At 35.1% G+C, this 22,036-nt stretch carries 10 protein-coding genes; 5 read left to right on the top strand and 5 right to left on the bottom strand.

The genetic code is table 11. The features are described from left to right. Positions 1-107 precede the first annotated feature (107 nt). Complete coding sequence (locus tag BUE10_RS19285; protein WP_073487764.1) at positions 108-3,389, bottom strand: SMEK domain-containing protein; 3,282 nt, start codon at positions 3,387-3,389, stop codon at positions 108-110. A 201-nt stretch (positions 3,390-3,590) separates the two neighbouring features. Between BUE10_RS19285 and BUE10_RS19280 the strand changes: the two genes are divergently transcribed. Beyond that, complete coding sequence (locus BUE10_RS19280) at positions 3,591-8,174, top strand: NACHT domain-containing protein (RefSeq protein WP_073487762.1); 4,584 nt, start codon at positions 3,591-3,593, stop codon at positions 8,172-8,174. Positions 8,175-8,288: 114 nt separating this feature from the next. Here the strand turns inward: BUE10_RS19280 and BUE10_RS19275 are convergent, their stop codons facing one another. From BUE10_RS19275 to BUE10_RS19265, 3 genes are all read right to left on the bottom strand, one after another. Next, positions 8,289-12,368: an NACHT domain-containing protein gene (locus BUE10_RS19275; RefSeq protein ID WP_159439072.1), complete on the bottom strand. Its 4,080-nt coding sequence runs from the start codon at positions 12,366-12,368 to the stop codon at positions 8,289-8,291. Positions 12,369-12,646: 278 nt separating this feature from the next. Then, positions 12,647-13,489: an HNH endonuclease gene (locus BUE10_RS19270; protein WP_073487758.1), complete on the bottom strand. Its 843-nt coding sequence runs from the start codon at positions 13,487-13,489 to the stop codon at positions 12,647-12,649. Further along, the gene (locus BUE10_RS19265) at positions 13,476-15,404 is read right to left on the bottom strand and encodes an AbiJ-related protein (protein WP_073487756.1); all 1,929 of its coding nucleotides are present in this window, start codon (positions 15,402-15,404) and stop codon (positions 13,476-13,478) included. Before BUE10_RS19265 ends, BUE10_RS19270 begins: the two co-directional genes overlap by 14 nt. Positions 15,405-16,039: 635 nt before the next feature. On the opposite strand from BUE10_RS19265, the gene BUE10_RS19260 reads away from it, so the two are divergent. The 4 genes from BUE10_RS19260 to BUE10_RS19245 are packed head-to-tail and all read left to right on the top strand — an operon-like array spanning position 16,040 to position 20,039. Next, positions 16,040-17,158 (top strand): hypothetical protein, encoded by a 1,119-nt coding sequence (locus BUE10_RS19260; RefSeq protein ID WP_073487754.1) that lies wholly within the window; start codon positions 16,040-16,042, stop codon positions 17,156-17,158. A 9-nt stretch (positions 17,159-17,167) separates the two neighbouring features. Continuing rightward, entirely contained in the window at positions 17,168-18,544 is a 1,377-nt protein-coding gene (locus BUE10_RS19255) for a hypothetical protein (RefSeq protein ID WP_073487752.1), read from the top strand. A 45-nt stretch (positions 18,545-18,589) separates the two neighbouring features. After that, positions 18,590-19,141, top strand: a complete 552-nt coding sequence (locus tag BUE10_RS19250; RefSeq protein ID WP_073487750.1) for a hypothetical protein — start codon at positions 18,590-18,592, stop codon at positions 19,139-19,141. Then, entirely contained in the window at positions 19,110-20,039 is a 930-nt protein-coding gene (locus BUE10_RS19245) for a hypothetical protein (RefSeq protein ID WP_143187744.1), read from the top strand. The genes BUE10_RS19250 and BUE10_RS19245 overlap by 32 nt, the downstream gene beginning before the upstream one ends. 110 nt (positions 20,040-20,149) lie before the next feature. Here the strand turns inward: BUE10_RS19245 and BUE10_RS19240 are convergent, their stop codons facing one another. Then, a complete protein-coding gene (locus tag BUE10_RS19240) occupies positions 20,150-21,787 on the bottom strand; it encodes an endonuclease NucS domain-containing protein (protein WP_073487746.1) in 1,638 nt (545 codons plus the stop codon). Between the last annotated feature and the right edge of the window lie 249 nt (positions 21,788-22,036).

Here is a 22,036-nt window from a genome sequence, read left to right as displayed (position 1 = left end):
TTTTGCCTTTAAAAATTATTATCTTTTCTCATCTATATTAAACAGTATTAGTTTGGTAATTATTCATATCAATTGCAATTAAGTTATCAAAATAATCGATTTTAGCATCAACTTTTTTTCTCTATATTCATAATGGCTTCTACAGCATTTTTCCCCAAATCAATATCATCAGCAATCTCCCTAAGCATCATAATGTCATTACTATTTCCTTGCAATCCGATCTGGTCGACAGCATACCGGTACACGTCCCTTGAATTATTGAAATGGTTGTAGACATATCTTGCATCTCTTAGTTTTAAAGAAGATCGGCAAGCTGCCAAAAGATGATTTGCGAAACATGAATTAATAAATTTAACTTCCTCCCTTTTAAAAGTTTCAGGAGAAAAGGATTGATAGCAGGCATGTTCGAACAGTTTAAGACCATCAACTACATAAAGAGACAAATCGCTAAAAATTATCTTTATTAGATCCCTGCTATTCTCTGCAATCTCAGCATCAGTCAAATCAATTCTGTTGATCCAATATAAAAGCTCAGCTGTGGCATAGAGAAATTTCGCAGCCGGATCATCGGTACTTTTTATAGAACTAGTCAAAGGAAACCTGTATTTTGCAAAAATTAGGCAAACAACAATATAAGTTTTAAGCCTTTCCTGAGGCATGCTGGTTTGAATCATTTCGCGATTTGTGTACTTAATGAGATACGGGCAGCATGCTTCTCCCAAAACACTCTCGGCTATGAATATTAATGTTTTTACAAAAGCATCAGATTCGTCGTCATGACGAAGGGCCATCGTGTAAAAAGTTCTCTCAGAACTCTTATCAAGACCGTTTAAAACAGTACTAAAGGCTGAACTGTAAGGATGGTCAAACTGATTGTCAAACATGTAAAATGCTTGATGCCACGAATTTTCGTCATCCGGATTTGACAATATAGCATTCAAATCGGCCTGCACCGTTCCTTCATAATTCTGAGCATCATCATCAAGCGCACCCAAAGAGCTGAGTATATCAAAAAGTGTGCTCGATAGAAATGGGTTTCCCGGTTTTGAATGGATGTTTTCTACAGCCTGGATTAGTGCTAGTCTCTGGTCCTCTCTATCATGGCAATACGGAACAGCATTCAAAATTTCCATTCTAAGAACAGTAGGAAGATAGTCCCATCGCTCTGTCAGTGCTTTTAAAATTAAATCAAATAAAACCTTGGAACGCTCACTAAAACGACAAAAAAGCAGCAGCAGGTAAAACTGGCCATTTTTCAGCTGATTTTCCCCGGCAAGTTCTGCTACCTCTTCTGAAGAAATTTCATTGGCTGCACTAAAGGAAATAAATCCGGAATTAAGAGAGCTGAACAGCGTTGCAATGCCGGTAACTGTAAATGAGCTTCCATTAAATGGGTCATAAACGGCACGAAACAGGCCGTTTCGAAGACCAACTTTCTTCTCTCTTGCTTCAGCAAGCATGTTATTAAAGGAAGTATCCAGATTATTGTCCATGGAGGAGGTAATTAAAAACACCTCTTTCAATAGTTTTCCTTTCATTAGCTGGTAAACAACCGCTTCAGCAAAGGCTAGTTCATCAGATGACCATACAGAAATCGAACCCGCCTCAATGACTACCTCCGGATGGTCTTTTACTTCTATTGCAAATTTTATGGATTCTGTTTCTGCGCTTATTCTTGCTAATACAGTGTTGAGTTTCTCAATTGCCCAATATTGGCTGGCTTCTCCTCCTTCTCCTTCCAAAAGAAGGAGAATTAACTTAGTATCGGTAATACTTTCAAGGACATTGACCCTAATTACCGGATCTTCTATTGCTCCTATAATCAGCAATTTTTTTCCGTCGTTCTTTGGAGCATTAAACTCTTTATTGAAAGCTTCAAAATCGGCATTGAATCTGCTGATACTCGCTGCAGTAAAAAAATCCAACAGCATTTCGTGACTGAAACTTATCCTGGCAAAATCCTTAACCAACAATTTGGTAACCAGACAGCTATCAAGAACAGTTGTTTCTATTTTACTATCATGCATGATGCCCTCAGCCTGGCTCAAAGAAATACTAAAGGAAATTTCCTGTGACATTCTTCTGGTAAAGGCAGATAATAAATAAATACCATCTTTATCCACAGGTCCAAGTTTTCTTCGCACGTAAAGTTCAAACAGGCTGTATCTGCTGATTCTCTCAACACCAAATACTCCAATCTCACCGACCATCCGGGCTTCCATACAGGTGGATACCATATCTAGAATCGGGTAAAGCTTGTTTACAGAATTTGAATATTTTCCGGCGATGGCGGTCTTCAATTTGGAATCAGGCTTATAGACTTTTATGGTTTCAGCTCCAAGTGCTTTTAGGCTCTCGGTAAGCCGCTGTGTACTTATTAAAAAAAGAGTTTCATATTGACGCAAAAGCTCTTTCAGCTCTGCAATAATTCTTTCAGTGGTCTCTGCTGTACATTCATTAAGCCCGTCAATTACAAGCAGGATTTTCTTTCCTGTAGCCCTGCAGGCTTTTACAAAAGTTAAGGCAGAGGCAAAACCATATTCTAAAGCCACCTTCTCAATAGAAACAGAAAGACCTGAGCCGCAATATTTAGCCTCCAATATGACCGGCACAAAATCCTTATTACAAAGCGAGATGGCCCAACTCCTGATTATCAGTGATTTTCCGTGGCCTGACTCCCCGGTAATCACGGCCCCTTTTCCAACAAAAGGTTCCTCAAATAAAACCTCCGTATTAATCATAGAATCAGCTCTGCCCACATCAAAATGAACCAGATTATCCACATCCGCTGCGTTGCTTTTTAGGGTAACTTCTAAATAATGCCTAACCTTATCAGCTTCATCTCCAAAAATGAGGGGTTTAACTTTTTTATTATAATTTCCAAATTCAAATTTTAAAAATTCTTTTATTTCAAAAAAACGTTCTTGATCACTCACATAAATTGCAGCAATCTCTCTGACAAGGTCAGATAAATAAAGAATATCCCTGTCCCCATCAAAAATATCCTCGTAACCTTCAATAGTAGTTCTGGTTTTCTTTGTGCCGTGAAGTAATAAAAATTTAATGCCACCTGTAAATCGCTTATCAAGATTATGCTTTTTAAATTTTTTAAGGGACTGCCTTATTTTGTCCTTTGTAGTATTGGAAGTTATCTGGAATGCAATCTTTGATGAAGTACTGTTGCCAAGATCTACAGCAGGAAAATTTTTCTTCTCCTTATCAAGATCCTCCAGTTCATAACCGTAAATTAGGTTGAGCAGTTTCAAGCAAGTTCCTTCGGATACCTTGTTGATGTCAGTATAGCTTAATGTGGTGGAAATTTTAATTTCCAGAAGCCATGCCTGTATGTAACTGTTAATCTCCCTTATTTCTTCCTGCTGTCTTGGCATTTCCTAAAATTTGAAACGTAAAAATAATATATTCCAACTCAACGGATATTGTAATCTCATTTTATTTTTTGGTGATTCGGATTTACTTCTTTTAAATAAAATTTAAGCTAACCGATTAAATTCTCAATTTTGAATTCATTAATATTTACGTACTTTTACCTTAATGACTTTTGCTAATTATCATTCCAATACAGTCTTTAGATGTCTCTTGTAACCTACGAAATTCCAAATCTGGATAACCTGAAAAACGAACATGATAAACCCCAGCCTCTGGCCGGTAAATCGTTCCCTTACAACGATCTTGACCACAGGAGATTTGAAGAGCTACTCTATAGCATATACAGGCCAAAACTAAACAGTACGGAATTTCCATTTGATAATATTAGCCTTATGTCTGGTGTCAGGGATCAGGGCAGAGACTGCGCTTTGAGAAAAAATGACTCTAACACAGGCTTGATTCAATGCAAAAAATATGCCTCTCCATTAAATAAACAACAGTTTGCCGAAGAAATAACTAAATATGTTCTTTACAGCATCATTGATGAAGAACTTCTGCCAGATACTGATGACTTCCATTATTATATAGCGGTATCTTCCGGATTTTCTCTGGAGTGCAGCAATTTTATAGATGATTTTAACCGCCTTGCTCCTGTTGACGCTGATCTTTATAAATGGGTTGCCAAAAATATAAAAAATCCAACTCTTGCCAGTCTTGAAATACAAAATGTAAACCCTCTGGTAAGTGAAATTTTCTCTAAAATAAAAGTAAGGAAAATAATTCCTCAGGATCTTGACAGCATCCTTTTTGAGTCCGCTTGCAAGAGTTTAATTCCTTTATTTTTCAATGTACTCACTGTTGTAGATAATTCTGAAATAATAAAATTACAAGAACAATTAAGCAGCATTTTAGATCCTAAATTTGATCTGCAAAGAATTCAAAATGAACTCCAAAAAGGCTCCTCAAGTTTAAAAATCGAGAAAAATGAATTTGACGATATTCCAGATTCCCACATAGAGCGGGAAGAAACTAGATTACTTCATGACTGGATCACACAGCCTGCACAGATTGATCAATCAGACCGGCAGCTCAATATCTGTATGCTGGCGGGAAATGCAGGAAAAGGAAAAACTGTAATTCTTAAGGATCTTTACGATACTATCACTTTGCAGGGAATTCCGGTACTTGGACTTAAAGCCGATAAACTCCAGTCATCCAATCTACTGGACCTCCAGCATAAAATTGGACTTTCCCTACCAGTAGTTCAGTTTATCGATTTATGTAAGATTAAGTATCAAAAGGTCGTAATACTGATCGATCAAATCGATGCGCTTTCACAATCCATGTCCTCTGACAGAAATTATCTGGAGGTCTTTAGGTCTCTGGTTGAAAAATTCACCTACGATCCTAATGTAAGGATTATTATATCGGTACGGATATTTGACCTTCATTATGATCCTGCTTTTAGAGCTTATAGAAATATCAAGACAATAACGGTAGCTCCTCTTAATGATGATCTTATACTGCAACAACTCGATAAACTTGGGATCCAAAGATCACAGGTTAATGCAAAACTGCTTTCACTGCTTCGCACACCTAATCATCTTAATATTTTCTCAAGAATTGCCAAATCCAAAGGGAACATTCTATCAGTTAACTCCCTTCAGGATCTCTACACGGAATTATGGAGCATTAAAGTAACAGACATTCCTCACAAACATCCTGTCACTGCAAAAAAAGTAAAAAAACTGCTCTACAAGATCGCTGAGAGCATGTTCAAATTTCAGCGTATTACCATAATCGCAGCACAGTTTGAAGAATATGCAAAAGAACTCCGTTATCTTGAAAGTGAAAGACTAATCAAAAGAGAAGAAAATTATATCCAGTTCTTTCACCAGACTTTCTACGACTTTACTTTCTCAAAACGTTTTGTTGAAAAAGGCAGCGAGCTTATTGATTACATCAAAAATCAGGAGCAGTCCATACTGATCAGATCTGCCGTTAAGATGATATTTCATTATTTAAGGGATTACAACCCTGACCTTTACCATCAGACCCTCAGAGAGCTCTTCGATGATCCGGAAATAATGCATCATGTCCGGCATATGGTTTTCTGTTGGCTGGTATTCATAGAAAATCCTTCTGATCAGGAAGCTGACATGGTAATGAAAGTCGCCTCAGAAAATATGGAATTTAATATCTTGTTTCTGCAGCATGCCCGGTCAGAGGACTGGCTACGCATTGCTATTGAATCAAATTTACTGGATTTTCTTAATGCTGAAAATACACAAGGACAAAATGGTTTGGAACCTGAACTGCATGCAGATCGAAATCGAGACGATCAGCTGGACCGCAGAAGAAGCTGCGAGCTTTTTCTTGCCTCATACACTGCCGTGGAAGATTCAATTGTATGGAGATTCCTGGAAGGACTAAAAGATGAAAAATTTATATCCGGAATACTCTATTATATTGACAATTGGACTAATCCGATAGCTTTGAAGCTTATGGAGCGCTGTGAATATCTGTATGACACCCATTCGGAAGAATATATGACAATACTTCACAGAATTGCTGAATTTGATCCTTGCTACTGTCTGGAAAAAATTCAGAAGTCTCTTTTATCGGGCAATTACTTTGACGAGCAGATCGACATTAGTTACCAGGGGCAGGCAATACTAAAATTACTCTCAGAAAAAATCCCAGAGCAGATGATTCCAAAGCTTCAAAATACTCTTAAAGATCATTTGAAAACTTCTGACAAGCACGATACCGAAATATATAGTACAGTTTATCTTTATGACGTTGACTTTGATAATGAGGATACACTTCAGGGAATGGAGATTTGCTACAGAATTCTGGCTGTCTGCCTTAGAAACTGTGCAGGAGAAAAAAATGAAGTGCTTATGGATTTTATTCAGGTTCATAAAACTTCAACCTTCGAGCCTGTCCTTAGGCTGATCATCTATGCAGCAGCAGGAAAAGAAGAAAAATACAAGGATACAATTTTTGATCTCTTCAAACATGTCAATACGCATTCCCTGTTTATAACTTCATGTGATTTTGGTATTGAGTTCAGGGAAGTATTTGAAAAAGCATTCCCTTATTTTGATAGTCTGCAAAAAAACACAGTAATCAGTACGATAAAAGATATAAGACTTAAAAAGGAAATAAGAATCTACAATGACGGGACCAAAAAGTATAAACATCTTTTCGTTGGTTACTGCCAATATCTGCTGCTTGAAAGAATCCCAAAAACAGAAATAGATACAGATCCGATTCTCCTTAAAAAATATCTGGAGCTTCAACGCAAATTTGGAACTGTTACAGAAAAACGCTATTCAGGAAATTTGATTTCTTCAGGCATCTTTCCTCCTATATCTGAAGAACGTTTTGCAAAAATGAGCCATAAAAACTGGATTGGTTCTTTTAAAAAATATCATAAAAATGCAGAAAGATCCGGTAACGATTCATTGAAAGGTGGAATTTATGACCATTCGAGAGCTTTTCGCGATTTCTGTAAAACAGAGCCTTATGCATTAAAAATTGAGATCATAAAATCTGCGTTAGATGATTCAAAAATTGATACTGATTATCCTTTAATGGGACTTATGGGGTTGTCAGAATCCTCTTGTGAACCAAAAATTATACTCCCACTCTTTAGGCAGATTATGCCTGAAACTGAAACTGAATATTATAAAGATTATGCAGTTCAGACTGCCGCAGCACTTCTAAAAAAAGGAACCTATGATACTGCCACACTTCAATTTATTGTAGATGCAGCACTTGATTTTAAATCTATAAAAACCTTTACCGCTGACCCGGCTAAAGGTACATCCTTTGACGGAATTGCACTAAAAGGACGCAATAACACATTCGGCACCGCCATCTCAGGGCTTATTCATGCAGACAGAGGCGAACTGGAGAGCATTGTTTTTGAAACACTTGAGAAAATACTTGAAGATGGTCCTGATGAGGCCAAAGCTTGTATCCTATATCGTTTTGCTTATCTTAACAGCCTTAATAAAGAGCGTGCCTATGCCCTTTTTAATGCTTCGCTGACCAGAGAAGAAAATATATATGTTGCCGCCTCCTCTATCTGGTCGCTTCAGTATATGGTCAGTGTAAACTTTACAGATTTAAAGCCCGTTTTTTTAAAACTCATTCAAGCCCCCGAGCTCGGAGTCCAGGATTCACAATGGCTTTTTTCAATACTATATTTTTCATACCTCTTTAATCGTCCTGAAGCAGAACTACTGCTGCACAGTTTTTTAAGGATCAATGGACACAGTCGGGCTTATGCTGTAAGGCAAATTTCCAAACATTATTATCATGATGAGAACTCGAAGCAAAAATCACAACTGCTGTTGATGTATCTGCTTGATGTTTTTCAAGCCGAAGATAAAATCAGTTTTAATTATTCACAGATGGACCATATAAAACTCAATGACATTTTTGAATTTCTTCAGGCATTTATCGAGAAAGATAATTTCGAACTTTCTGACGGAATGGTATCATATCTTACACTTCAGTGCAATGGTTATCCTTTTCAAAGCGTCGAGCTTTTTAACAAGGCATTACAAAAACAAACTAATAAGATCAGAATTCAAACGTTTCTAAGACGTACTGATGGTCTTACTAAGTTTGTCGCGGTCGCATTTAATGCCATAAAAGACAATGATTCCAGAAGCAAACAGACAAGAAAACTCCTATTGGAATCCTTCAGCTTGATGCTCAAAGATTACAGATACAGAAATATTTCAGAAAAAATACTTGAAGAACTTTCCTAAATTTATAAAAACTTAAAACAAAGGATTTAAATATCCTGGTGGCAGTTGAAAGGCAAATCTAAACCCGCACAAAAGCATTTTATTCAAAACAAAAAATACTTGAAAATGATTTTCTTATCTACTGGTAATTTCTTCTGTTTTTCGTAAGGCATTTTCGAAATTCATTGATTTTGATTTTGAATTGATATAGCCGTTTGTTGAATGGTCTAAAAGTGCATGTATGTGAAACAATTCTGAATCATGGTCTTTCTTATTGAGCTTTTCCTTGATATTGTTCAATACCTTTTGGGTGTTTTCATAGCCCTGGTCGCTTTCAGACAAATTTGAAACATACGCAGTTAAAAAGGCACCGCTGTTATTAAATTTATTCCGATCGGGTCCATAACTATAAATCTCAAAAAACATTTCTTCTAAAGATTTATAATCTACTATAGAATAATTCGTATGATATGTCAAATGAGTTAAATCATGTTTAAGCATTGCTGTATAATATATAACAGCTTCTTTTCTGTTCTGCTGAAACAACAAAAGAAGGGCTTCGGAAACATAATATTTCTTATCATCAACAGGCAGTTCAAGGTAATCAATAGCTTTACTCACACAAAAATCAGTTTCTCTGCCAAGCTTGGTTAAAATATTAATTGCCGGCCAGCATTTATGAGATGATACATCCGCACAGCATTCTTTCATCAGGTCGATATCCCCGGTCAGATCAAAATACTTTTCTAATCTTTTTTCAAAATTACGGTCCGGTCCTTGCTCTTTCAGGTATTCCCTGATTTTAGAAAACGTATCCTGCAGATTATAATTTAAGGCAAAATCTATATGTCTTTCTTCTGCATTGTAAAATAATTTTTTATTTCTAATATTGTCTGCAATTCTTTCCCCTGCCAAATCAGCATCATTGATTTTGCTGATCAGTTTAAAAAATGATTCTTCCTGATTCTTTCGGTCAGCCCAATCAAAATCAAAATACTCAAGTGAGTTTAGCAAAAAATCCTTTGGCAACTCGAAATCATACTTTTCAAAAAAATCAAAAATAGTCCTGAATTTAGAATAATCCGCCCCGTAAAAAAACTCATTTTCATCGTTTGTGATAATAATTTTATTGAAACCAATTTCTGAAGATGCTTTAACGCACCAGGACTTTATTGCCTTTTCCTGGTCTTTTGAAACAGTAAATCTGATATTTGAATTGACATTATGCTTTATTAATTCTTCAATCTCATGAAATTGCACATGGCCGTCCTGCAGAATATCCTCGACTTCGGCATAACTTAGCGGCCTTCCATACGCATAAACTAATGTATGCAGGATACTTATAGATGAATCAATAGAGCCGCTCCAGTTGTCTTCATTATCATACCACTCATTCTCGATTTTTCTAATTTCCTGTTCACCAATTATTAAATTATTTTCTTTAAATATGACTTTGATTTCATTCAGTAGTGTTGTCTTGTCAAAGAGAATATCAAAATTTATTTGAATTTTCCTATTATTTTCGGCCTGAAGTTCCTCAAGGCCTTCTTCTTTTAAAAGTGGCTTGTCAAACTTAAAACCGCTTTCTTCCATTACAGCTTCAAATTCATAACTGGCTTTCTTCTTCTGGAACCATAGATTGTTCCTGAAAGCATGTATCTCTTCAGAATTTATAAGCTGCTTTTGAAACTGGTCCCGTATAAGTTCGAGCACGCTTCTGTCAGCAATACGCGCAAGAATTACCCTTGCTTTCTCAAAAGGGTTGTTTTCAATTAAATAAACAGAACACTCCAAAGCCTTTTCACATTTGACAAGAATCTCAAAAAGTGTGTTGTCACGCACATAATAATTTGTTTTACCATTAATCGCTTTTAAAAAACGGGTAACAAAATCCTCTTCTGATCTGCTAAACTCTAAAAACCTCTCAACAAGTTCAGAAGAAAAGTTTTTTCTAAAAGAAAGCTTAAACTCATCATTAAAATAAAAGCTTATTAATTCTATAAAATGAGATGAATCTTTTATTTTAACAATAATATCATCCATAATCCCATTATTGCCTCTTACTACATCATCAACATCACTTCTTTTTACAATATTGTGTATTCTCAAGAATTCACCTTTTATATACCAGAAGAAATCACCGATTTTTTTATAATTTCTAATCATAGAAAGCAGTGCATTGTTGATCTCCTGGTTGTCTTCCAACTTGAAAATAGAAAACACTGTATTTAAATAATCCTGATTTTCAGCCAAAAATTGATGATGCATACTGCATCTTATAACAGCCGCTTTAATTGAGTTTGAAATTGTTTTATTGCCTAGTTTATCAATAAAAAGATTCTTTACCTGATGATGATACTGATGCCCTATTGTAAAAAAGTTCAATAAATTTAAAGCCGAAATCACAATCCTGAAATGGCACTTGTCATCTTGCACCAGCTTTAGCAAAAATTCTAAATTCTCCTCACAGTCTCCAAATCTTGCAATTTCCAGTGCCGAAAATGTTCTGTTGGTGCTGATCCAAAATCCCTTTTCAATGCATTGTTTTGTAAAATAGTGCTTAAAGACCGGAACCTGAAAAGCACCTGTCCTGTCTGAATCAGCTTTAAACAATAATTCAGGTTCATTATCTGCAAGCCATTTTACCAGATCCTCATAAGACTGTCCTTCAATAATATTCAAAAGAAACGAGATCGTATTAAACAGAGAAGGATGTGTTTTGCTGCTTTCTGTAATTACAATAAAGTCTTTAATCCTCTCAAAACTCAATTCTGACAATACAAGTGCTGCAAAATACTCCTGAATATTTCTATGTTCAAAAAACCATACATCCTCATTGGCAATCTTATCCAGTAAAGGGTTCTTTTTAAATTCATTTAGGTCTGCAGAATTTTCTTTTAAAATTGCATATAAAATTTCTTCGTCAAAGACGCTCGTTTTCATCAGCTCGTTAATCAATGCCGTTTTTTTAGAATATTTTTTTATCAAAAGAGGATCTATTGAAATCTTTACAAGCTTATCTTTTTTGTCATGGGTAAGCCTTTTGTCAATATATACTTTCCACAGCTTGGCAGTACTGCTCGGGCCTTCTTTTTCCACCGTGATATAATCTGCAAGTATGTCAATTAAAAATGGAGTTTTTAGAAAAACATTAAATCTGGTCTCAAGTGTAAAATTTCCGCATTTTTTCTGCAGTAATTCAATACCCTGATCATAAGTAAGATCCTGAAGGTAAAATGTCTTAAATTGAGGAATACCCAAAACAATACTTTCGTATATATTGGTTCTGCAGCTGATAACGTATTTTAAATCTTTCTTCCCGTGGACATTCCGCTCTATAAAATTCTGAAACTTTGACTTAAATGATTCTATATCATGTATTTCATCGATACCGTCAAGAATCAACAATATCTTACTCAGATCCATCCAGTTTTCCGGTAAATAACTCTCAACAGTATCGATACTGGTAAAGTTTTTAAGGCTTTTAAAAATTGGTACATAACCAGTGACTTCGCCCTCACTCCAGTTCGATAATGCCAGTTTAACCAATTCTGTTGATTTACCGCTTCCAGGGTTTCCTAAAACAAATATGTGGCTGTTCTCATTAAGAAGCGCACCCAGCGCCTGTGAATCATCTTTAAAATAACTGTCCTCTTTTCTTAATTCTTCGGAAAAGGTTCTTTCTATATAATTCTCATCTAAGGTAAAATCGCCAATGAATTTCACTTTATCCTCTGTCTTAATTATTATTTTTTTAAAAGGTTTTCGTGAAAAAATAATGTTTTTAAATCGGTTTAACTCTTTCTCTTCATCAACCTCAAAGCTCACTTCTTCTTCATATAATGCTTCAAAAAAAACTTTGTCCAAAGCAAACAGCTCTTTGACCCCATTAGATAGGTCAAGGGCATAATAGCTGAAAGGAAATTTATTGCTTAAAACAGGCGACAACTTTTCAGAATTATCTTCATTGGCAAAATTTGATTTGGGATTAATGGCAATAAAAAGATCATTTTCATCAAGTCTGTAATTTGCTTCCAGGCTAAGCCCTTTCCTAACTATATTTCCAATTGACAAATCAGATCCATAATTTTTACATTCTATGAAAATCTTATTTTCTGTATAATCTTTTGATAATATAATTAATATATCAAATCCGTGCTGGGTTCCACTTCTTTGAACTCGAGCCTTTGTAACAGTAAATCCAATTTTTTCCAATAACAAAACAAAAAAATCTTTTGTAATGGTTTCAAATAAAATTCCTTTTTCCTGACTTGTCATAGTTGTAATTTAATATTTAAATATAAGGATTTTAGAAGTCCTTGACGTTGCTGCTTAGCACTACCGTAGTATAGTCAAATAAAACGAAATGAATTCATTTGTATACGAAATAAACTAAAAGAAGAACCAAAATACTTCCACCTAATACTTTTGTGAATAGGGTTTTCATAGTTTTACTGCCATGTTTTTTTATATTAAGGTTCTCAACGCTTTTTTTAATCTTGATCTAAAAACCGTGCTAAAAATATTGGACTTTCAACCAAAGCAATTTCAGCTATAGATTTCCAATAATTTGAACCATAAGAAGCGAAATTTCTCTCTGCTGTCGCTTTAACTTCAGCAATAATATCAGTTAAGCCTAATTTAGAACTAAGTATGGAATTCTCAAGTTCAGATATGATCCCCACTGCCTTTTTCCTCATACGCTCCTCGAGTCTCAACCTGTCAAAATGAGTAAACAGAAGACCAAAAGTCTGATTATCTATTCCTGCTGAATTATCAAGATAATATCTAAAATCTATATCTCCATTTCCTTCATCGAGTATCTCAACAAATAAAAACCTTTGTTGTGGGATAGGATCGCGATACAAATTAATGAACAAGCGCATTCCAGTAAAATTACGCCAAACAAACGATTTAAATCCATTACACGTTTTACAGCATGGAATAAGATTATTGGTATGAATTACATATTCAGGAAATTCCTCCTGCGGCAGATAGTGGTCAAATGATTCTGTTGGTGTTAATGTACAATACTGACATGTGTATCTAATCGCAGCAGGAATGTTCTTTTCAATTGCTTCACGAAGTTCCCGTATAGGAACGCTTTTATAATCATAGAGAGATCTGATATCGGAAGATATTTCGTTAAATCCAATATTTTTCTGTAAGACACCAAGTCTACTTTGATTAAAATTGTTATCGTAGATATCATATTGATTACCTAACCCTAATGATATTCCATTGAGGCGTGTGCGTAAATTCTCATCTATTTTTCTCGATACCGCATTCAGATAGACTGTTTTGGAGCTGCCATCGTATTCTCTAATGTTTTTCATTTCGCTCCGATATTAATAATTTAATAAACAATCTGGCATTAAGGCTTAAAGGCACATTGTCGTTCTCAATTAAAGATAATATTTCATCAAATTCTCTGCCTTCATCCACAAGCTTTCTTAGTAGCGTAAAGTAATGTCTGGGTACCTCCCTGTTCCCAAAAACTTCATCCGTTATAACCGTAAGGTTTTCCCCAAATGGCTCTTTTTCCAGTTTTCTTGAAGAAACATAATTTCCTTCCCTTTCAATTACATAAATATTTCTGGACTGAAGCTCCTGAATAATCATAGGGGAATGGGTAGCTATTATACAGAAAGACTCATATCTGCGGACAAGCTCAAATATCATATTCATAAGTTCGCTTATGGCGTTGGGATGAAGATGTGTTTCGGGTTCGTCATAAAGTATCAGGGAATTATAACGAATCTGCGCTACAATTTCGGTAACAACAAAAAGCAGAATGTTCTGCCCGGAACTCACTTTCGAATAAACATCTTTAAAATTTTCAGGAAGAAAACTCCATCGTCCCATCCAGTCACTTTCAAACATTTGCAACACAGCTTGGGCTGGTAGAAAAATACTTAGCAGTGCTTTCCAGTTTCCAACCTCTTCTTTTTCTACAATTTTTAAAGCTGATGCATGAAAACGCTCTACGAGCTCATCCTCAGAGAGCCATCCACCTCCGGTTTTTTTTAGCCCGCAGTAGACATAATTGAATGAGGCATTAGCAGGAGGTCCGCTGAACTTATCAAAAAAGCTGTACGAAATGGTGAAAATTTTGCCGTAAATAGGCTTTCTTGGTGTGATTGTGCTGGGAGCTTCTTGTGAAAGACTGCTAACAATTGCATTAAGTATCTGTGTCTTTCCTGTTCCATTTTTACCTATAAGTCCGTAAACCCTGTGCTGTATAACTCCTTCTGACTGAAAATCAAAATTTAGGCGCAGATCATTCTCTGCATAAGGAGGCCTGTATTTAAAATTGAATTTAAAAGCCTGATAATAATCAATACCATTAAGATCAAACCTGATAGTCCTTAACATTTTCTCTTTGGTGTTATCCCGCATAAAGGAAGTTTTAAAAATGTTGTCATTTTCAAACTGTTCCGATATCCTTGGAAAAAGACCCACATCACGAATTGCTAAAAGAACACTCTGATAAGAATGAGGAAGTATTTCTTTTATATCAAAGTAAAAATGTGATGAGGTACCACATGAACAAAAGTCTTCCTTCAACATAAAAAATTTATCATCCAGTTCATCCCATGTGGTTTTGGAATCCCGTTTCATAATCATAACAAATAGTTCCTGGCTTCTATCGGTATCGGAAACCCTGTACTGAAGTGCTATACGGGTACGCAGTCCATAGTCGTTCCAATGGCTGTAACGCATTACAAAGCAGGGATATTCATCAATTTCTATCTCTTCTTTAAAAAAAGGAATATTATTTATCTTTATTTCTAAAGGTAAATCACTTGCGCTTACAAGGGACCTTAGTTTGTAAACAGGCATCTCTTCAAAGTAGTCAACAAGAGCCATACGGGCCCCTGATTTTTCAACAAAACTATTGATCAGATAGGCGTAAAATTGAATCTCCTCTTTTGTTCTTCTGACTTCCGGACCAACTATAGTCTCAAGGAAGGCATTGAAAAAAATATTTTCTCCTTCCACAAGTTTGAAACGCTCTAAAAAAGTATACTCAAGGCTCCAGTCACTGTTGAGGACTAAATGCTGTCTTGCATCATCAAAAGCATTAGAATATCTGTCATCCTCTGATGGCATATCCTGTAGTGGCCAGATTTTATTTAAAAATGTTAGAATTCCATCAAAGTCATTATAAACCCCCAAAAAGTCTTCCCTTGCTGAAAGGGCATTGTATATACCTCTTTTTAATTGCTTTGTTAGTATAATTTCGTCCAATTTCGGTATGTTAAATTATTATTTGACAGCTGTGATTACTCCAATAAAAACTGTTTTGCCTCAATTAAGCCCTCTCTGAGCGCTGTCCAAAATACTTATTTTTTTTATCATAAATAAACTACAAATGCAAAACTTTTCACTTTTCATATCATAAAATCGGTATAGGCTTTTTATACAGATAGTTAAATGAAATCTAAGATTTTCAATCGAAACGGCATAAAAAGACAGCCAAGATAGTGCCCACCGTATGCCCGTGCGCATAATGGCTCGGCTTCGCTCCCCCCCTACGGGACTTATGGCACTCTGCATCCTCTTGCGGCCAATTAGTTCTCTGCTTTTTTAATATTAAGAAATAAAAAACAAATTTCAACAATTCAAAACTGATAGAACTTAAAAATAATTATTCTGAAAAAACAGGTAAAAATACGTATTGCTGTAAAATTTGAAATAGCTACATTTATTTACTAAATTTTATTTTTTTTTGTTAATTACTTATTTATCATAATAAATAATATCTTACACATTAAACACTCATTTTACTCACATTCAATACATTAAAAAAACTTAGTTATAATTAAAATTTTATAAGCCTTTAGCCAAGTATACCCAATCACTTTAAAAAATTTATAATCGTGATGTCAAAAAATACTCAACCACAAAATAGGCTTTTAATTAGTTTTTTAATCACTTTAATTATTTTAAATCTTATTGATGTGGCTCTTAGTTATGGAAGCAGGTCTCTTTTGAGTACCTATATCGAAGTCATATCCATATTGCTCCTTGGAATTATTTTAGGTCATTATATTACATTTTTTTTCAATAAACCAGCCAGAAAAAAAATAGTATACTTTGATATGCTTGACATGCCCATGCAATTTAAACTTGCCGAAGAGTATATTCGGTCATCATCGCAAAATCTTAAGCTTGAGTATCCTGAGATAACCGGTATAGCAGCAGGTAGAAAAAATATAAAGGGCAAAAACTTAAAAGCGGTTGCTATTATTATCCAAGTCACTAAAAAAGAAGGCAATGTAAAGCCATTTCCTTTATATATACAATACAAAGGCTTTCGGATTCCCACAGATGTTCAACAGGCCGGCATTGCTAAAGCACAATTTACTAGTATTGCCTCTGGCGTGAGCCGTAAAGATGATTTGATGTATGGAACTCTTGGCATTCCAATCAAAAAAGGCAGTGAATTATTTTACATGAGCTGTTATCACGTTTATTGTAATAAAGAATTAGCCGCTGGTAAATTATCTGTTGAGAATCCCAACGACCCAACCCTGATATCACCTTGCTTTTCAGACCTTAATGGGGCCCCAATTACACCCGTTGGTACGATCATAGAGGGATTTTTGACAGAGTCTCTCGATGTGGCAATAATGAAACCACAAATCGATATAGTACCCAATTATAGTGAAATTCCCGGACCAATTTACTATCGCACGCTTACCAGGGAGCAGGAAAACAAAATAATCTTACGTTTTCGTGGGAATGGTTCCAAGGCTGTTCGTGAAGGTTTTTTAAGAAATATTGCTTTTGATCAGTATATTGACTATGAAGGAAAAAAAGATCATCATCTTATCAATCTAATCCAGATAGACCGTTGTGCCAGCGACGGCGATAGCGGTGCCGCCGTATGCGATTTAAGCGGGAATTACATTGGCTATGTAGTGGCATCAGATAATAACTTCACCTATATTATTGCCGCTTATACGATTGAAAACCTAACCAATTATAAATTTATTTAATCAAAACCTATGAAAACAACTAACTCATTATTAAGTATCCTTCTTTTCGTGGCAATAGCTGTTAAAGCACAAAACCGGCAAATTGCTTTTAGTGAAATAAACACTGCAGCCACTGCAAAGCAGGGAGATCCTGTAAACCAAAATGATTATAAAGGAACACCTGGAAAAGATTTAACCATAGAAATTACAGGTGTCAATATTGAGACTGACATTGATCCCTTTAAGTTCTATGCAGGTTCAGTTGAAAAGGATAAAGTTAATATACTCAGCAAGGTCTACGATGCTCCAAATAAAACCTACAAAGTTAATTTTGGTGCTGTGATTCGGGGATTTACATCCAGTTCAACAATTGAAATTAAAAAGAATGATAAAACTGTTTATTCCTTTGATGTTAGAATTGGAAATAATGAAACAGGTTCTCGTTCCCAATGCGAACAAGGAAGCTTTCAACAGGATGCTCAGACTGAATTTGATAATAGAATACTTAAGAAATATAAAGATGATGTAGAGATAGTACTTAAAGACAAAAATAATCTCTATATTGATAAAAATAATACAGTGCATATTTTTGTTGATCATTATGGCAAATACTATGGATATGCACCTCCTACTACTGCTACTGAGAAATATACCTATCAGGTACACTTGATTACATCCGACTGTCTGGGGAAAGAAAATTTATACTTTTTTGATTACACTGGAAATTACAATCCTACATTTAACATAGAAAAAAACGCCTCGGCTCAGTCAGCAGGGCCAGTGAAAATAACGGTTATAGATTTTGCCAGGATCGGTCCCTTTACCGAAAAATTCAACTTTAGTATCAAGCGTGCACCAATTACCAATACTAGCCAATTAACGGAAATTGTCAAGGCAGATGTCACTGTCCCTAAATTATATCATGTAAGCATAACTACAGGACTGATTGCAACCACTCTTAGAAATCCGCAGAATATTGAACAGGTTCCCCTAAATGCAACTCAAAATACTCTTATTGCTGATGACCCCAGTATCAGAGGCCTTATTACTGTTATGGCTGTATTTTATCCACAAGGAAGATCATTTCTTTATCCTCCTCATGGACAAATATTTGATCCTAGCCGATTTGGCGTAGTTGTGGGTACACAGTTTGGAAAAGATGCAGACGAAAATTTTCTCGGTGGCTTTTCTTTTGATTTTGCCCGCGGTGGAGCTGTCATATTAGGGGCACACTTTGGCAGACGTAATGTAATTCCAGGGCATAATAATTTCGACTTCGGAGAGGATGTTTTTACCGAATCAACGCTGAATATTAAAAAAGAATGGAATGTAGGCGTGTTTTTTGGTGCATCCATTGATACACGTGTAGCAGTAGAATTATTAAAAACCTTATTTACTGCACCTTAAACAGAAACAAAGCGTACTATATTCTTAATTAATATACCATTTGATATGAGAAAAATATTTTACCTATTTGCAGCATTATCATTATTACTGCTTGTTAGCAGCATTTATAATTTAGTGGTATCATCATCAATTTCAAGATATGATTTTGAAATTAGTGGAAAAGGTTTCGATACATCTGTAAGCAATAGTGATTACGACTTGGTCAAAAAAAAATTACTTACTTGTATAAAAGATCATAAAATTGAAGAAGATAAAAATCAGCAGATATATTTTTGGCTAAACTTCGCGGTGACCCTTCTTACCGCATCCTCAACTTTTGTGACCACAATTCAGGCTTCAAAAAAAAATAATGAAGCATTGCCTGTTTTAAGTGCTTATAATAAATTTGCAATAACCATTGCGCTATTAACTTTCTTGTCAACCTTGACAAATTATGTCAGTACACACTATAATGATAAAAAAAATAATGCAGGTAAATCAGTAATTGCTGCAACACAAGACCTTAATGATTTCTACAGGAAATATGATTCAGCAAAGTCTGATGAAGAACGAAATAAAGTTACAAATGAGTATGATCAAAAAATATGTGCTGATTAATATTGTTCTTAGTTTTATTTTTACTGGTTTTATTTTTGTTTCATGTAAGGAAGAAAAAAAAGTCGATAGTCTTGATATTGAAAAACAATTTTTGGCACAAAATGGATTAGACAGTGACAAATCCATAAATCAGGACCTGAGAATTATATTGGAAAAACTAAATTCATTAAATTCTAAAGCATTTAATAAAAAATTAAAACTGGCCCAGGACTATAATCCTGAAGATCCTAATGAAATTCTTGTAATCCCATATTCGTCAACTAGAGAGAATAATTACTCGGAAGGTTTTTCTGATATTAAGAATCAATTGATCCTGCTAAACATTCCCTCTATTAGAAATTTCACAGCAAAGAATGCTTTATCAGGAGAAGAATCTTTACTGCCTGTTGTCGAGCTTATTATTCTACACGAAATTGGTCATTTTATCTTAGGTAAAGAAGGCTCTTTTGATGAAAACACAATTACAGTGTCCCACACTATGATGGAAAAAACACAACCTGAATTTATTACCACTTTAAAAAAGATCGAACTTGATGCTGACTCTTTAGCAATAGACCTGCTGAAAAAAGGATTAAAACAAAAAAATAATTTTGCAGACATTTCCAATGACCTTCAGTTATTACTGCCCGGATTGCAATTTCAAATGTTTGGAAACAGACTCCCTGATAGTTGGTTTTTAGGCGGAAATCAAATTCTTCATGATCCTAGTATTAACTACCCCAACATGGAACTTAGAGTAATGTTTATGAACTATTTCCTTTATCCTACAGAGGAGAGGAAGTTACAAATTCAGGAATATCTATATAATCGCACAGTAACACCCATCCATCTCCAGGAATTTACTCCACAGATTTATCAGGGAGAAAAAGATAAATCAAAATGGAATTTATCGGACTAATTGACTAACTCTCTAATGTCCCCTATAAATTCAATCATATCAAGTTAAATCGGACATTTATCCTTCCTGAAAAATGATTATAAGGTCGTAAGTTTAGTAAGTAAGAGTATTTATTTTTTTAGCTCAAAACGATGTTTTTCGTAGATTGTAACTAATTCGTCAACAAAATCTTTGTTTTCGTTCATAAACCTATATATTCCATCTTCAATAAATTTTATTTTCTCATATCTAAAATTTCTAAACCAAAAGTCCTCCTTTTGTCCATCGGTAATCTCTACAACATAACTTTCATAGGTAAGCCCGAGTTCCTCTAAAACAGCATCATTATTTCGATCAAAACCGCCCCAGGTTAAAGTCATCACAAGGTTTTCCGCTTTTCCGTTAAAATATCTGTCTATAATACCATTTAGGTCTGGTTTCTTTCCACTCCACTTAAAGGTACCCAGAAAGAATTTCTCATGACTATCTTTACTCACTCTTGTAATATATCTTGGAAGATGTTCATTTCTTTGTTCAGAAATGACAATAAAGATAAAACTAAGTAGAATATGGCTGGTATTGAGAATTTCAATCTCAAATTTATATCCTTCCAAGGATTGAATGTCCTCAAAGAAAATTTTTAAATGATTCTTCCAGACCTCATTATGTTTTAAGGCATTTACCAGGTTCTCTTTCATCTGGACAAATTTGGCTTTGTCTCCGATTATAAAACTATCTTTTAAAAGAGCATTTGTGACCCCTGTATTGCCCATCATCTCACTTAAAATCTTATCATCCGACAATAAGGTATTCTGATCCAGGGAATCAGATCGGATAATTTTTAATATTTGCCAATTCTCTTCCGTTAGGATTTTGACTAATTTTGCAGGATAGGCGCTCTCACATTCATCAGAATAAAAATAAGGTTTAAGGCTTCCTAAAATATTTCTTTCCAATACTTCGTCGATTGCCTCGGGATCAGTAATTTCACCAAACTCTAAATAATCTAGTGTCTGCTCATAAATAACTAAATCTCTTTTTAAAATTTCCTTGTATTGCCCGGTTGATAATCTATGGAAAGCAGAATAAATCATAAATTTTGGCAGTACAACTTTTCCAAAATAATCATAATCCGGTTCTGATCCTGTTATCGCGCCTGCCATTTCCGCTAATCTTATTTTATAATCATCCTCATCACTTTCAGGGGCTTTCAAAACAAACAAAACATAATCTTCAAAACCTTTGAGTTTATATTTTTTATGGTGGTCTTTTAACCCTTTTTGTAAATTTCTCTCATCGTTATATAAATTACATTTATGGAGTGGGCTAAACAGCCGTCCCTTGTTTGTTTTACAGGGAATCACTTTTCTCGCCGAGATTACCTTAAACCCGCTGTCAATTTCAAGATGAAACCCTTCCACAGTAATATCGGACTCGTTGACAAATGCCGAAAACGGAACCAAGAGCTCCTCCCAGCTTGTAGACACTATGATAGCTTTTATTTCACTGGCATTTGCCTTATACTTATTCTTGATTGCTTCAACATATTTATAGATTTCATGAATAGCCTGTCTTTCAGCCTGATTGGACCTTTTTACTTCAATTATGATATAGTTGTTGTCCCTGTCCCTAGCCAGTATATCAATAAAACTTTTGGTAGTGATCCCTTTGGGTATATAATGCTCCTTACCTATTAACTCATATTCCGGATTTAGGATTCCTAAATTTTCGGCAAGATGATCCCTGATGAGAGCCTCGTAATTATTCATACAATCTGATTTAACTTGAAATTATTCCATTGATGATAAAAACCTGTAAGGTATTGAAATAATCAAAAGAAAACACTCCGTATTTCAGATTCAGGACTTGCTCAGACAATAAAAAAACAGCAGTTTTCACTCGAAACGGCATAAAAAGGCAGCCAAGATAGTGCCCGCCGTATGCTCGTGCGCATAATGGTCAGCTTCGCCTGCCCACCCTTCGGGACTTATAGCACTCCGCATCCTCACAATCGGTCA

The sequence above is a fragment of the Flavobacterium sp. CF108 genome (assembly GCF_900129795.1).
GTDB lineage: Bacteria > Bacteroidota > Bacteroidia > Flavobacteriales > Flavobacteriaceae > Flavobacterium.
The sequence above is the reverse complement of the archived record's forward strand: the minus strand, read 5'-3'. Positions and strand labels throughout refer to the sequence as shown.